Source organism: Streptomyces corchorusii, from assembly GCF_001514055.1.
Classification (GTDB): Bacteria; Actinomycetota; Actinomycetes; order Streptomycetales; family Streptomycetaceae; genus Streptomyces; species Streptomyces olivaceoviridis.
Genome location: NZ_KQ948362.1, coordinates 122,704 through 136,554, shown reverse-complemented (window position 1 = coordinate 136,554; position 13,851 = coordinate 122,704). Strand labels below are relative to the sequence as shown.

General features: G+C 71.3%; 13 protein-coding genes. 4 read left to right on the top strand and 9 right to left on the bottom strand.

Annotation, left to right across the window (positions count from 1 at the left end):
* Positions 1–22: 22 nt before the first annotated feature.
* Positions 23–898 carry a universal stress protein gene (locus tag AQJ11_RS29305; RefSeq protein ID WP_059265153.1) on the bottom strand — a complete coding sequence of 292 codons (876 nt, stop codon included), beginning with the start codon at positions 896–898 and terminating at the stop codon, positions 23–25.
* A gap of 227 nt (positions 899–1,125) precedes the next feature.
* Here AQJ11_RS29305 and AQJ11_RS29300 point away from each other — a divergent pair, with 227 nt between their 5' ends.
* Positions 1,126–1,770, top strand: a complete 645-nt coding sequence (locus AQJ11_RS29300; protein WP_059265152.1) for a CBS domain-containing protein — start codon at positions 1,126–1,128, stop codon at positions 1,768–1,770.
* Between the two features lie 80 nt (positions 1,771–1,850).
* Here the strand turns inward: AQJ11_RS29300 and AQJ11_RS29295 are convergent, their stop codons facing one another.
* Positions 1,851–2,771: a pyridoxamine 5'-phosphate oxidase family protein gene (locus tag AQJ11_RS29295; protein ID WP_059265151.1), complete on the bottom strand. Its 921-nt coding sequence runs from the start codon at positions 2,769–2,771 to the stop codon at positions 1,851–1,853.
* Between the two features lie 116 nt (positions 2,772–2,887).
* Between AQJ11_RS29295 and AQJ11_RS29290 the strand changes: the two genes are divergently transcribed.
* The gene (locus AQJ11_RS29290; RefSeq protein WP_014677303.1) at positions 2,888–3,562 is read left to right on the top strand and encodes a CBS domain-containing protein; all 675 of its coding nucleotides are present in this window, start codon (positions 2,888–2,890) and stop codon (positions 3,560–3,562) included.
* Positions 3,563–3,573: 11 nt separating this feature from the next.
* Here AQJ11_RS29290 and AQJ11_RS29285 read toward each other — a convergent pair whose 3' ends face one another.
* Positions 3,574–3,861, bottom strand: coding sequence for a DUF1876 domain-containing protein (locus AQJ11_RS29285; RefSeq protein ID WP_014677304.1), 288 nt, complete (start codon positions 3,859–3,861; stop codon positions 3,574–3,576).
* A gap of 238 nt (positions 3,862–4,099) precedes the next feature.
* Positions 4,100–4,918: a universal stress protein gene (locus AQJ11_RS29280; protein WP_014677305.1), complete on the bottom strand. Its 819-nt coding sequence runs from the start codon at positions 4,916–4,918 to the stop codon at positions 4,100–4,102.
* 417 nt (positions 4,919–5,335) lie between these two features.
* Between AQJ11_RS29280 and AQJ11_RS29275 the strand changes: the two genes are divergently transcribed.
* Both AQJ11_RS29275 and AQJ11_RS29270 read left to right on the top strand, forming a co-directional pair.
* Entirely contained in the window at positions 5,336–6,811 is a 1,476-nt protein-coding gene (locus tag AQJ11_RS29275; protein WP_059265150.1) for a bifunctional aminoglycoside phosphotransferase/ATP-binding protein, read from the top strand.
* A gap of 73 nt (positions 6,812–6,884) precedes the next feature.
* Positions 6,885–7,925, top strand: a complete 1,041-nt coding sequence (locus AQJ11_RS29270) for an alcohol dehydrogenase catalytic domain-containing protein (protein WP_014677307.1) — start codon at positions 6,885–6,887, stop codon at positions 7,923–7,925.
* A gap of 122 nt (positions 7,926–8,047) precedes the next feature.
* On the opposite strand, the gene AQJ11_RS29265 is transcribed toward AQJ11_RS29270, so the two are convergent.
* From AQJ11_RS29265 to acsA, 5 genes are read right to left on the bottom strand one after another with little or no spacing between them, the layout of a single operon-like run.
* Positions 8,048–8,314: an acyl carrier protein gene (locus AQJ11_RS29265; protein WP_058084418.1), complete on the bottom strand. Its 267-nt coding sequence runs from the start codon at positions 8,312–8,314 to the stop codon at positions 8,048–8,050.
* A gap of 5 nt (positions 8,315–8,319) precedes the next feature.
* Positions 8,320–9,837 (bottom strand): 2-oxo acid dehydrogenase subunit E2, encoded by a 1,518-nt coding sequence (locus tag AQJ11_RS29260; RefSeq protein WP_059265149.1) that lies wholly within the window; start codon positions 9,835–9,837, stop codon positions 8,320–8,322.
* A 1-nt stretch (position 9,838) separates the two neighbouring features.
* A complete protein-coding gene (locus AQJ11_RS29255) occupies positions 9,839–10,918 on the bottom strand; it encodes an alpha-ketoacid dehydrogenase subunit beta (RefSeq protein ID WP_059265148.1) in 1,080 nt (359 codons plus the stop codon).
* Entirely contained in the window at positions 10,915–11,940 is a 1,026-nt protein-coding gene (gene pdhA, locus AQJ11_RS29250; protein ID WP_208616640.1) for a pyruvate dehydrogenase (acetyl-transferring) E1 component subunit alpha, read from the bottom strand. Before pdhA ends, AQJ11_RS29255 begins: the two co-directional genes overlap by 4 nt.
* Complete coding sequence (acsA, locus tag AQJ11_RS29245) at positions 11,937–13,772, bottom strand: acetate--CoA ligase (RefSeq protein ID WP_059265147.1); 1,836 nt, start codon at positions 13,770–13,772, stop codon at positions 11,937–11,939. Before acsA ends, pdhA begins: the two co-directional genes overlap by 4 nt.
* Positions 13,773–13,851 lie beyond the last annotated feature (79 nt).

The window sequence follows — 13,851 nt, the reverse complement described above, 5'->3', positions numbered from 1 at the left end:
GCCCAAGTACGTGCGGCGAGTCTCAGACCGGTTGGGGAACGACGGCGACCGGGCAGTCCGAGTGGTGCAGAAGGGCGTGGGCGACCCTCCCGAGCTGCAGACCGAAGTGTCCGTGTCGTCGCTGGGCGCCGACGACGATCAGATCGGCCTCGGCCGATGCCTTCAGGAGGATCCTGTGGGCGGGGCCTTCGAGCGGCTGACGTTGCACGTCGACCTGTGGGTGCGCTCGTACGGCCTCGCGCAGCGCGTCGTCGAGGCCTGTGGACGCCCGCTCCTCGCGCAGCCGGGCAGCGTCGTCCGCGATCAGCATGTGGTCCACGGGCTCCTGCGACGGATTGCGCCAGGCCCGCACGGCCGTCAGGGCGCAGCCGCGCACCTCGGCCTCGCGGACGGCGAACCGTACCGCCGCCGCGCTGCCGGTCGCGTCCCCGACGCCCACGACGATGCGGCCGAGGGCTCCCCGGCGGTTCGGTTCCTTGCCACGGACCACGACGACCGGGCAGACGGCGCGAGCCGCGACCGCGAGGCTGACGGACCCCAGGAGCATCCCGGCGATCTCACCTCGCCCGCGTGAGCCCGTGACCAGAGCGAACGCCTCGGGACCGGCTCGCAGCAGCGCTGATACGGCGTCCTCGGCCAGTACCTTGCCCGAGACCTTCACCTCGGGGTTGCGGCGTCGAGCCCGTTCCACGCAGGACGCGACGATGTGCTCGGCCATGACCTCCTCGGCCGGGCGGCCCGTGGTGAAGGACGGCTGGGCTCCCTCGTAGATCTCCCACAGGGAGGCATGGACGAGGTGAAGGGGCAGCCTCTGCCGTGCCGCCTCGTCCACGGCCCAGTCGACCGCCGTCAGACTGGAGTCCGATCCGTCGACGCCCACGACCAGTGGGAGGTCCATCGCCGTCACCGCCTTTGCCGCCCGGGTGCCGAGAGCCCCTGTGAATACCGTCGCACTGCCTGCTCGGCGCCGCGACACGCCACTGGGCCGGACTGGTCGGTCACCGGCCGGTTTGCGGTCAGCGCGCTCGCCGCGATGCTGGAGGCAGTGGCCGAGCCAACCCCCTCCGGAACTGTTCAGGGACGCAGGACATGCCTGTCGCTGTTCCACACATAGTGAGCGATGTGATGACCGCGCCCGCTGTCGCCGTCGGGCGCGACGCGCGCTTCAAGGAGATCGTGCGGGTCATGGACGAGCGCTGTGTGAGTGCCGTGCCGGTCGTCAGTGGCGAGGGGCGGGTCGTCGGGGTGGTGTCCGAGGCCGACCTGCTGCCCAAGGAGGAGTTCCGGGGCCGTGAGCTGACCCGCTTCGAGCGGATCCAACGCCGGTCCGACCTGACCAAGGCGGAGGGCATGACCGCCGAGGAGGTGATGAGCACGCCCGCTGTCACGGTCCGACCGGACGACACCCTCGCCCAGGCGGCCCGCCGCATGGCGGTACACCACGTCAAACGGTTGCCCGTGGTCGATGACGCGGACCGGCTGCGTGGCGTCGTCAGCCGCGGCGACCTGCTGAAGGTGTTCCTGCGTCCGGACGAGGACATCGAGGAGGAGGTCCGCCGTACGGTGGTGTCCTACCTGTTCCCCGTGCACGCTCATGCCATCCGCGTGTCCGTGCGGCATGGGGTCGTCACGCTCCGCGGGCCCGTCCACGACACTTCGCTCAGCTGGGTCGCCGAGCGCCTCGTCCATGGCATGGAGGGCGTGGTGGGTGTCGAGTCACAGCTTCGTGGGGAGGAGTCCGGCCCGGGCCGACCCTGCCCGGCTGAGTAACCCCGTGGACGTCGGTAGGGTCCCCGGTCCATCTCATAGGGTCCCCGGTCCATCTCACAGGGCGGGTAAGCCGTGATCCTCTACTGATCAGCCGGAGTGATCCGGCGGCCCGTGAGGCTTGTGGGCCGGATCGACACCCACATCTCGCGCTCGCCACCGGCCCATGGGGTGGTGTGGGCCTGCTGGGCGAGCCTGCGTACGGCCTCGGGCTCGGTCACCACGCTGGCGGGGCCGACGGCGAGCACACTCCAGCCCTGGCTCAAGGCGTCGTCCACGTGGTCGACCTCGAAGGCGACCTCCGTCTCGGCTGCCGCTGCGGCCACGGAGTCGGGCGCGGTCCGGAAGACGATGGCGTCGTCGACGATCTCGTAGTTGACCGGGACGATCGCCGGGCGGCCGTCGGACGCCGACACCGAGATGCGCCCCACGCCGTGCGTGGACAGCAGGGTGTGGCACTCCTCCGGGGCCAGGTCCCGCAACCGGGGGTGCAGCAGTGCGTAGCCCTGACCGGGTGGAAGATCCATGCCTCCGCCACGCAGTGCGGCGACCGTGGTGCCCAGGGCGTCGGCCAGCCGGATGAGGGTCGCAAGACTCGGGTCGGCGGGCTGGTCCTCCAAGTAGGCGAGGTAGTCGGGCGACATCACGGCACGGCGCGCCGCTTCCACCAGGCTCAGCCCTTGCCGTCGGCGTTCGACCCTCACGCGCCGTCCGATGTCGCCGGGATTGGTCGCTCTGGGCGACCGCGGAGCGGTGGACACGGTCTCCGCCTGGTGTGTGTCTGGCCGGGGCTCGCGTGTGGCCACTGACTGTTCGTGTTCGAGATGGTGGATGTGGGCGTCTGGCCCGGGGAAGACGAGCGTCACTTCGTCCGTGTCCGACCAGCGCACGTCGTAGGGGGGAGTTCCGTCCTCGTGATGCAGTCCGACGATTTCGCCGTCGCGCCTGGCGGCGCCGGTCGCCGGACTTTCGACGACGAGTTGATCGCCGAGGTGAGCTCGCATGATCGCCGCCCTCTCCTCAGAATGGTGCTGTATCCAACCTGCCACGCGGGCCGCACCGCCGCACGGGGCGGCTGCCCCGTCTCCGCGAGGTGGGCGGCACGTTCCCGGGAGGCGACATGCACCACCGAACGGTCGAGGAGCTCATGAGCCGGGACGTCGTCCGGGCACGGCGTGACACGCCGTTCAAGGAGCTCGTCAGATTGCTGGAGGAGAACGGCGTCACCGCCGTGCCCGTGGTGGACGAGCTGGACCGTCCGCTGGGCGTGGTGTCCGAGGCCGACCTGCTCCGCAAGAGCGCCGACCAGGCCGACCCCTCGGGCAGGACACCCATCCCTCACCTGGAGGCCTGGGAACGGGCCAAGGCCGAGGGCTCCCGTGCCGAGGAACTGATGTCCGCTCCCGCGGTCTGCGCACGTCCGGAGTGGACCGTGGTCGAGGCCGCCCGCCTCATGGAGACCCAGAACGTCAAACGACTGCCTGTGGTGGACGAGACGGACCGGCTCCTGGGCATCGTGAGCCGTGGTGATCTGCTGCGGGTCTTCCTCCGTCGTGACGAGGCCATCCGCGAGGAGATCACCGGCGACCTGCTGCGGAGCACCTTGGGACTCGATTCACGGGACGTGAGCGCGGAGGTGCGCGACGGTCGGGTGACGCTTGCCGGCACCGTCGAGTACAGGAGTCTGATTCCCGTCATCGAGCAGCTGTGCCGTGGCGTCGACGGCGTGGTGTCGGTGTCAGGGAATCTCTCCTACCGGAAGGACGACGCGCGGGGTGCGTCCGGCGACAGTTGAGTCCGTCGGGGTCACGCGGGCCGTCCAGCGGCCTGAGGGGTGCTGGGACGGGACGCTGCCATGCCTTGGACGTCGCGATCGGCGGCGTTCAGCAGTTGGTGGGCGAGGTCGTGCATGGCCCTCCCTGCCGCCAGTTCGTCGCCGATCTCCGGCACGTTCGTGTCCACCGGGTTGCAGTGCGCGGTTCCGTGCCCGGTGAGCGCCGTGGTGCCGGTGTCCAGCGTGACGTGTGCCTTCGTTGTCCCGTCGTCGTCTTCGAAGAGGTGGAGACGCACGCTCCACTGTCCGGTGTGCGACATCGTTCTCTCCCTGCCTGTGTGCAGCGCCCCGCTGAAGTCCGAGCAGCGGTGTCCAGGTGACCGCACCGCACGGGCCGGCTGGAAACCAGGTGGATGGCATCCAGCCGTCCACTGGGCGGCCTCCCGTCTTTCCACCATCGGACGACAGTGTTCGACGGCCACAGGGCCGAAAGTCCCTGTCGAGCCGGCGACCGGCCCTGGAAGCCGGCCGCGTTGCGTTCGCCTGGTGGTGGGGCGGTCACATCTGGGGGACGACCGCGACGGGACACGGTGCGTGATGCAGCAGTGCGTGGTTGATCAGGCCGAGTTGCAGGCCCGGATGTCCAAGTCGTCGGCGGGCGCCCACGACCAGCAGATCCGCTGTCGAGGCGGCTTCCAGCAGCGCCGGGCGCGCAGGTCTCTCGATCAGTCTTCGGCTCACCGCCGCGTCCCGATACCTTTCAGCGGGATGGCGCAGAGCGTCGTCGAGAACCTGTGCCGGCGGGCGCCGGTGGGCTTCCAGGAACCACGACGAGGCTTGTGGGGTCGTACAGGCCCCGGACGGTGCGCTCCAGGCATGCACCGCCACGAGCCGGCAGCCTCGCACATCCGCCTCGCGCAACGCGAAGTCGACGGCCGTGCCGCTGCCTTCCCCGTCCTCGATGCCGACGACCACGTTCCCGAAACGGCCGGCACGGTGCTCCGGGGAGCCCCGGACCACGATGACCGGACAGTCGGCGCGTGCCGCCACAGCGAGGCTGACCGAGCCCAGGAGCATGCCCGCGAGGTCTCCGAGTCCTCTGGACCCCAGGACCAGCGCGAACGCGTTGCGGCCCTGCCCGACCAGCGCTGAAGCCGCGTCCTCGTGCGAGATCTCGCTGGACAACCGGGCCGCTGGAGCGATCTCCCCGGCGCGCGCGGAGGCGGCGCTGATCACGCGGGACGCTTCCTGCTCTCCGGCCGCCGCGTGCAGCAGATGAAGCGGGATCCCGTGCCGGGCCGCCTCGGCGGCGGCCCAGTCGACCGCTTCCAGGCTCGCCTCGGATCCGTCGACGCCCACCACCAGGGGAATGGTCACTGCGCCTGGCTCCTCTCATGCCGGATGCCACGGCTCCGGCCCCTCCGCCGCGCCCCCACGTGCGCCACGGTGAGGCCCAGGGGATCCTCGAAAGGGAGATGCGCCTCGCGCCCGGTCATGCAAGTGACGTGCGGACCGCGTACCCGGTCGGGCTCGTCCGCCGCTCCCTCCAGCTTCTTACGAGACGGAGGCCGTCGCCATGCCGCCAGTCGTCACTGTTGGCCTCACAGCACATCCGGGAGCCTGGCCGCCGCCTTCCGGGCCGCCGACTCGCAGACGGGGACGACACAGATCACGGGCGCTTCCCTGTCTCCGCCGTTCCTCATGACCGAGCCCAGCCATCGCGCGTCGCGGGACGGCGCGTCCGCGCTCCAGTCGGCTGCCGGGCACGACAAAGAGCCGCTCCCACGCGCCGGGGTGTGCGAGACCCACACCGCGACGCTGTTCTTCGTCGGCGATCGGGCCTACAAGCTCAAGAAGCCGGTCGATCTGGGGTTCCTGGACTACACCACGGTCGCGGCGCGCCGGGCCGCGTGCGAGCGTGAAATCACCCTCAACCGCCGGTTCGCCCCCGACGTCTACGTGGGCCTGGGCGAGTTCCGCAGCCCCGATGCGGAGGTTCCAGAACCGGTCGTGGTGATGCGCCGCATGCCGCAGGACCGCCGCCTTTCCCATCTCGTCGGGGCAGGGGTTGCCGTGGATGACGTCCTTCGGACCGTCGCCCGGGACCTGGCGGCGTGGCACGCGGCCGCATACCGTGGCCGCGATGTGAACGAACAGGGCACGCGCGACGCGCTGTCGGCGCGTTGGGAGGCCGGCTTCGCGCAGCTGCACACGCTGGCCGCGGAGGGAGTCGTAGCCGACGGCCTGGCGGAGATCGAGCGGCTGGTGCGCCGCTATCTCGCCGGTCGCAAGCGGCTGTTCGACACCCGGATCGAGCAGGGCAGGATAGTCGACGGCCACGGCGACCTGCTCGCCGAGGACGTGTTCTGTCTCGATGACGGCCCCCGGGTCCTGGACTGCCTGGAGTTCGACGATCGCCTCCGCTACGTCGATGGCCTGGACGACGCCGCCTTTCTCGCCATGGACCTGGAACAACTCGGCGCTCCGGACGCCGCGGGGTACTTCCTCGCCCGGTACGGCGAGTACTCAGCGGACCCCGCGCCTCCTTCCCTGTGGCACCACTACGTCGCCTACCGGGCCTTCGTCCGTGCCAAGGTCTCGGTGATCCAGGGCCGCCAGGGCGCGCCCGGCGCGGACGCAGCGTCGCGGCGCCTTGCCGGCATGGCACTGCGCCACCTGCGCACCTCCGCCGTCGGGCTCATCCTCGTCGGCGGGCTGCCGGGTAGCGGGAAGTCCACACTCTCCGGGGCGCTGGCCGACCGGCTGGGGGTCACCCTGCTCAGCAGCGACCGCATCCGCAAGGAGCTGGCGGGCATCCCGGCGGAGCAGTCCGCGGCCGCCGACTACAGGGAGGGGCTGTACACACCCGAGTGGACCGCCAGGACGTATGCGGCCCTGCTCGACCGCGCAGCTCTGCTGCTGTCCTTGGGCGAGTCCGTCGTCCTCGACGCCACCTGGTCCGATTCCGTCCAACGTGAGGCGGCGGGGCGGGTCGCCCGACGTACCAGTGCCGAACTGGTGGCCCTGCACTGCCATGTGCCGGGCGACGTGTCGGCGGCCCGCCTGCTCACGCGCGCCCCCGGTGCCTCCGATGCCGGCCCCGAGACAGCCGGTGCCATGGCCGTGAGGGAACCACCGTGGCCCGAAGCCGTCCCGGTCGACACCAGTGGCGCGCTGGAAGGCGCCGTCTCTCGGGCGCTGGCGGCCGTGCGCCCGTGGGGCACCGGCCAGGCCCCGGTCTTCCGCCGTCCGTACATGCTGCCGGACTGAGGTACACGGGCGGCCGTGTTGCCCGGGGGCACTGTCGGGGTGACCGTGGAGGGGGGAGCGAGGAGTGAGTTCGGTGCGAGCGCTCGTCTACCACGGCCCTGAACACACCTCCTGGGACACCGTGCCCGATCCCGTGATCGAGGAGGCGACCGACGCCGTCGTGCGCGTCGACGCCACCACCGTGTGCGGCACCGATCTCCACATCCGGCGGGGAGACTTCCCCGAGGTGAAGCCGGGAACGGTACTCGGTCACGAGGCCGTCGGCGAGGTCATGGAGATCGGCAGCCAGGTCCACCACCTGCGTCCCGGCGATCAGGTGATCGTGTCGTCCGTCTCCGCCTGCGGAGATTGCAGGGAGTGCCGCGACACCAGGTACGGGCAGTGCCGTGGCGGTGGCGGCTGGATCCTGGGGAATCTGGTCAACGGCACCCAGGCCGAGTCGGTACGCGTGCCCTTCGCCGATCACTCCACCACCCGGCGGCCCTACGACCTCCCGCCGGACGACGCCGTGCTGCTCGCCGAGCTCCTTCCGACCGCTTACGAGGTCGGGGTGCGCAACGGACACGTCTGCCCGGGAGACACCGTCGTCGTGGTGGGCGCGGGCCCCGTCGGGCTTGCCGCCGTGATGCTCGCGCGGCTGTACTCGCCGCGCAGGATCATCGTCGTGGACCTGGCCGGCGCCCGACTGGAGAACGCCGCCGGCGTGGGGGCCGACGCCGCCGAATCACCGGGGAAGATGATCACCGACCTTTCCGAGGGGCCGGGCGCCGACGTGGTCATCGAGGCGTCGGGCGATCCGGACGGCTTCGTGCTGTGCACGCGCGCCGTCCGCACGGGAGGGCACATCGCCAACATCGGCACGCACGGCAAGCCGGTGACGCTCCACCTGGAGTCCCTGTGGCGCAAGAACGTGACGATCAGCACGGGTCAGGTGGACACGTCCTCCACGTCATGGCTGCTGGAGCTGGTGAGGTTCGGGCACCTGCCCGTCTCCCGGCTGGTCACCCACACCTTCGGTATGGACCGGATGGAGGACGCGTACGAGGCGTTCGCGCGCGGCCCCGGCACAGGAGCCCTCAAAGTCGTCCTGCACCGCGTCCCGATCCCCGGATGAGTTCCGGGGCGCTGCGAGCGTCCGGGTGGGGTGGCCTCACGGGGCTGGCGCCGGGCTCGGCCGGCGAGGCTCCGCCGCACTGTGCGCACTGCCCCGTCGCCGTCGTGCGAGGCGAGACGCGCTCATGACCGGTCGGCAGCAGTCCTGTCGACCAGAAACCGTGCCGAGTCGGACAGTGTGGTCAACTCCGGGTAGTCCTCCTCGTCGATACGAGCTCCGGTGCGCTCGGACAGAAGTTCGACCAGGCTGAGGAAGTCGAGCGAATCCAGTTCGAGCACGTCGCGGAACTTGTCGTCCGGTCGGATCAGGGTGAAGTCGGCGTCGGGGATGATCTGCGTGATCGACTCCTTGATCACCGACAGAGCCTCCGCGTTGTTCAGGGGCTTCATCTGACTCACAGCTCCTCGGGTTGCTGCAGCAGGCGGTCGACCGCCGTGAGGTAGCGCGCTCCCACGGCTCCGTCCGTGGCCCGGTGGTCGGCGGCCAGGGTCGCGGTCACCACCGGACGCACGCCGAGCATGCCGTTCGCGGCCCAGGGCCGCTCGACGACCGCCCCGAAGCCGACCAGGGCCACCTGGGGTGGGTGTACGACCCCGAACACCGCGTCCACGCCCTGGTCGCCCAGGTTGGTGACGGTCAGGGTGGCGCCGGTCGTCTCGCTGCCGCGCAGCCGTCCGCGGCGGGCTCGTTGGACCAGGTCCTTGAGGCGGGCCATGAGGGCGTCGAGCGGCAGTGTGTCGGCGCGGTGGATCACCGGCGCGAGCAGCCCGCCCTGCCGGAGCGACACCGCGACGCCCAGGTTGATCTCGGAAGCGGGGGCGAATCCGTTGTTCCGCCAGTAGCCGTTGAGAGTCGGCACCTCGCGCGCTGCCAGGGCGGCGGCCTTGAGGAGCAGGGCAGCGGGCACGAGGCGGCCGGCGGGCGGACGACCGCGGTTGATCCGGCGCAACCAGTCCTCGGTCGCCGTGAGGTCGACGGTGGTGGACAGGTAGTAGTGCGGGATCTCCCGTTTGGAGCGGCTCATGAGGTCGGCGATGGCACGGCGCATGGCGTCCGTACGGTCCTCCGGGCGGCTGTCGGCCGCGACGGCCGCGTGCGGACGCTGCTCGCCGCCACGCGGGCCCCGACCCGGTCGCTCGGCCCCGGCGCCTGCGCGCACGGCCGTGTGCACGTCCGCCGCCCGCACGGCTCCGCCGTCCCCGGTGCCCCGCACCGCCGCCAGGTCGATGCCGAGGTCGCGGGCGAGGCGCCGTGCGTACGGAGTGGCCCGGACTCCGGACGTGAGAAGCGGCGCGGCGCGGTCCACGTCGGCACGGGTGATCCGTCCGCCCGGTCCGGTGCCGTGCAGAGTCGTCAGGTCTACGCCCCGGTGCTGCGCCAGGTGCCGTACGAGGGGCCCGGTGCCGATCACCGAGGTGGTCGCGGCGGACGGCTCCGGCAGCGCTTGCACGTGCTGCCCGGCCGGCTGCTTCCGGGGCTCGGCCTGTGCCGGCTCGGGGGCGTGCTCGGGCTCACGGGCCGTCTTCCGTCGAGGTTGCGGGCTTTTCTGCCGTGCGGCCGGTTCCCGGTCGGCTTTTGCGCGTGCGGCGGTCGGTTGCGGGTGAGTCTCCCCGACGGGCTCACCGGCCCCGGCCGTCACCGGTTCCCCGGGGGCGCCTGCCGGCACGCCGGAGGCGGCTTCGCCCTCGATCACCGCGAGCGGCGTCCCCACCGGAACCCGGGCACCCGGCGCAACGAGCAGCCGCCCCACGGTCCCGGACTCGAAGCACTCGACCTCGATAGCAGCCTTGTCCGTCTCCACGACCGCCACGACGTCGCCCTTGTGTACCCGGTCACCGGGGCTCACGAGCCACTCCTGCAGCAGCCCCTCCTCCATGTCCGCGCCTAGTGAGGGCATGGTGAACGCGGTCATCTCACCCCGACCTCCCGCTGGCCGGCGGTCGTTCCGGCGTGTCGGCTCCGGTCGGCAGGGGTTCGCCTACGGCTCGCCGCGCGGCGGCGACGACCCCGCCCACCTGGGGCAGCGCGGCCTCCTCCAGCCTGCGCGCGTACGGCATGGGCACCTCGACGCTGCACACACGCTCGACGGGGGCGTCGAGGTCGTAGAAGTGCTGTTCCGTGAGGCGTGCCGAGATCTCCGCGGCGAGGCTGCCGGTGCGCCAGCCCTCGTCGATGACGACGGCACGGTGTGTGCGCGCCACAGACTCGCCGATGGTGGCGTCGTCAAGGGGGCGCAGGGTGCGCAGGTCGACGACCTCCGCACTGATGCCGCTGCTCGCGAGGTCGTCGGCCGCGGCCAGGGCTTTGGGCAGGGAGCCGCCGTACGTGATCAGGGAGACGTCGTTACCGGGCCGGCGGACGGTCGCGTGGTCGATGTCGACAGGCCCCGCGTCGGCGGGCGGCTCGCCCGAGACGTTGTAGAGGCTGCCGTGCTCGAAGATCAGCACCGGGTCCGGGTCGGCGAGCGCGGGTGCCAGCATGTACCGGGCGTCGGTGAGGGTGGCCGGGGCGAGCACCCGGAGACCGGGGATGTGCGCGTACCAGCCCTCCAAGCTGTGCGAGTGCTGGGCCGCGAGCTGTCGCCCCGCGCCCGTGGTCATCCGGATCACGATCGGTACGGGCAGCTGGCCGCCCGACATGTGCAGCAGGGTCGCGGCGTTGTTGAGGATCTGGTCCAGGGCCAGCAGGCTGAAGTTGACCGTCATGATCTCGACGATCGGCCGCATACCCGCCAGGGCCGCACCTATACCGGCGCCGACGAACGCCGACTCGGACAGCGGGGCGTCGCGGATCCGCTCGGGCCCGAACTCCTCCAGCAGGCCGAGGCTGACGCCGAAACAGCCGCCGTACCGGCCCACGTCCTCCCCCATCAGGAACACACGCTCGTCCGTGCGCAGCGCTTCGCGCAGGGCCTCGCGCATCGCCTCCCGATAGGTCGTCTTCCGGTCGTCGGACACGGCGGGTCCGGCGGTACGCGTGCGGGTCGCGGTCATGGCCGGCTCGCCTCCGGGCTGGTGACGTACCTGAGCAGATCCTCGACCGGTTCCTCGGGAGCCTGATCGGCGGCCTCGACGGCGCGGTCGATCTCGGCGGCCAGGCGGTCCTCCATGGCGGTGCGGGCCTTGTCGGTCAGCTCCTTCGCCTCGCGCAGTCGTCGGGCGAGCCCTTCGACCGGGTCGCGTTCCTTCCAGTGCTCGATCTCGGCCTTGTCGCGGTAGCGGTCGGCGTCGTACATGGAGTGGGCGCGGAAGCGGTACGTGCGTATCTCCAGGAAGTGCGGTCCGGTGCCGGCACGCACCCCTTCGGCCGCCTTCCGGGCGGCGTCCCGCACTGCGAAGACGTCCATGCCGTCGACGGCCCAGGAGACCATGCCGTACCCGGCGGCACGCAGCGCGAGGTCGGTCTGGGCCTGGTGCCGGGCCAGGGCGGTACCCATCGCGTACAGGTTGTTCTCGCAGACCAGCAGCAGCGGCAGCCCCCACAGCGCGGCGAGGTTGGCGGTCTCGTGGAACTCGCCCTCGGCGAAGGCGCCGTCGCCGAAGAAGCAGCAGGTGACACGATTGCGGCCGGTCATGCGGTCGGCGAGGGCGAGGCCGGCCGCGAGCGGGAGTCCGCCGCCGACGATCGCGTTGCCGCCGTAGAAACGGCGGCCGGCGTCGAAGAGGTGCATCGAGCCGCCACGGCCCCGGCTGCAGCCGGTCACCTTGCCGAACATCTCCGCCATGATCGCCTCGGCCGGAACCCCGCGGGCGAGTGCGTGCCCGTGTTCGCGGTACGTCGACACGACCGCGTCGTCGGCCGTGAGTGCCTCGTTGACGCCGACGGCCACGGCTTCCTCACCGATGTAGAGGTGCATGAAACCCCGGATGCGTGCCGCGCTGTACAACTCCACGCAGCGTTCCTCGAACCGGCGTACGCGCAGCATCGACTCCAGCAGCGCCAGACGGTGCTCGGCGGCTCGGCGGTTCGGCCGGGAGGCGGTGCGCGGTGAGCGGAGGGCGTGGGTAGCACTCATGCGGGCTGCTCCGTCCTCTGCGCGGAGGAGGACGCCTGCGGGGTCGTCTCCTCCAGGGTGGAGATGTCGCCCTCGGGCAGGCCGAGCTCCCGGGCCCGCAGCAGGCGGCGCATGACCTTGCCGCTGCGGGTGTGCGGCAGGTGCTGGTCGAAGGCGATCTCGCGGGGCGCCACAGCCGGGCCCAGCCGGCGCCGGGCGAAGGCCAGCAGGTCCTGCCGCATCGTGGTGGTCGCGTCGAAGCCCGGCCGCAAGGTGACGAACGCCTTCACGATGTTCCCGGCGACGGGATCGGGGCGGCCGATGACGCCGGACTCGGCGACTGCCGGGTGCTCCATGAGGGCGCTCTCGACTTCGAAAGGCCCGATGAGGTGGCCAGCCGACTTGATGACGTCGTCTGCTCGCCCGACGAACCAGTACCAGCCGTCGGTGTCGCGTCGTACCAGGTCGCCGGTGAGGTACCAGCCGTCCGCGAAGGCCGCCGCGGTGCGTGGCTCGTCGTGCAAGTAGCCGCGGAACATGGACGGCCAGCCGGGGCGGAGCGCCAGTTCTCCCTCCACTCCGGGCTCTTCCAGTACGGTGACGTGTCCGTCTGCGACCTCGGCCCGGCCGTTCTCGCCGCGCCGCAGCACGGCCGCCTCCACCCCGGGCAGTGGGCGCCCCATCGAGCCGGGGCGGATGTCGCAGGCGGCGAAGTTGGCGATCATGATGGCGCCGGTCTCGGTCTGCCACCAGTTGTCGTGCACCGGCAGTCCGAGCACGTCCCGCCCCCACACCACGGCCTCCGGGTTGAGCGGCTCGCCGACCGACGCGATGAACCGCAGCGCGCTCAGGCCGAAGGAGCGGGGCAGGTCGTACGGGCCGGTCCTCGGCGTCGTGCGCATCAGCATGCGCAGGGCGGTGGGCGCCGTGTACCAGACGCTCACCCGCTGCTCGGCAAGGATCCGGTACCAGCGGCGGGCATCGTATTCGCCCTCGTCCACCACGACCGTCACACCGTGCAGGAGAGGGGCGATGATCCCGTAGGACGTCCCGGTGACCCAGCCCGGGTCGGCGGTGCACCAGTACACGTCCTCCTCGTGCAGGTCGAGGGCGTACAACGCGGTCACGTAGTGGGCGATGGCCGCCTCGTGCACGTGCACCGCACCCTTGGGAACGCCTGTCGTGCCGCTCGTGAAGTGCAGCAGGGCCATGTCGTGCGGGGAGGTGGGCGGAATGGTGAAGGTGTCGGCCGCGTCGGCCATCAGCGCGGCGAGGGACAGCGTGCCGGGCAGGTCGTCCGGGCCCTCGCCGACGATCAGCACGTGGCGCAGGGCGGCAAGCCTTTCGCGTTGCCCGGCGATCTTCTTGCGGTACAGGTCCGCCGTGGTGACCAGCACCTGTGCGTCGCTCAGCGTCATCCGCTGGAAGACCGGGTCCGGTCCGAAGGCGGAGAACAGCGGGCAGAGGACACTGGTGTTCTTCAGCGTGCCGAGGAGCACGGTGTACAGCTCGGGGCAGCGCCCCAGCAGCGTCACGACCCGGTCGCCGTGACCGATCCCGAGGCCGCGGAGCACGTTGGCGAACTGCGCCGTCGAGCGGGCCAGATCCCCGTAGGTCATGGAGGTGACGGAATCGTCCCGCCCGACACAGCGCAGCGCGACCGCGGTCGCACGGCCCGATGCCACGTGCCGGTCGACGGCCTCGTGGGCGATGTTCAGTCCCCGTCCGTCGGGCAGCCCCGCCAGCCTGCTGCGCGCCGCCTGCCACGAGAAGGTGGCGCACTCCTTGTCGTAGTCGCGCAGATGGGGGACGACGCGCGGCGGGGCGTCCTTCCGGATGGTCTCCCACGGCATGGCGGCCCCTCCTTCCTCCGGGCCTTCTTCGACCATCCGTCCGGTCCGTTCCGTCCGCACTGGGTCGAACGGACCCCTT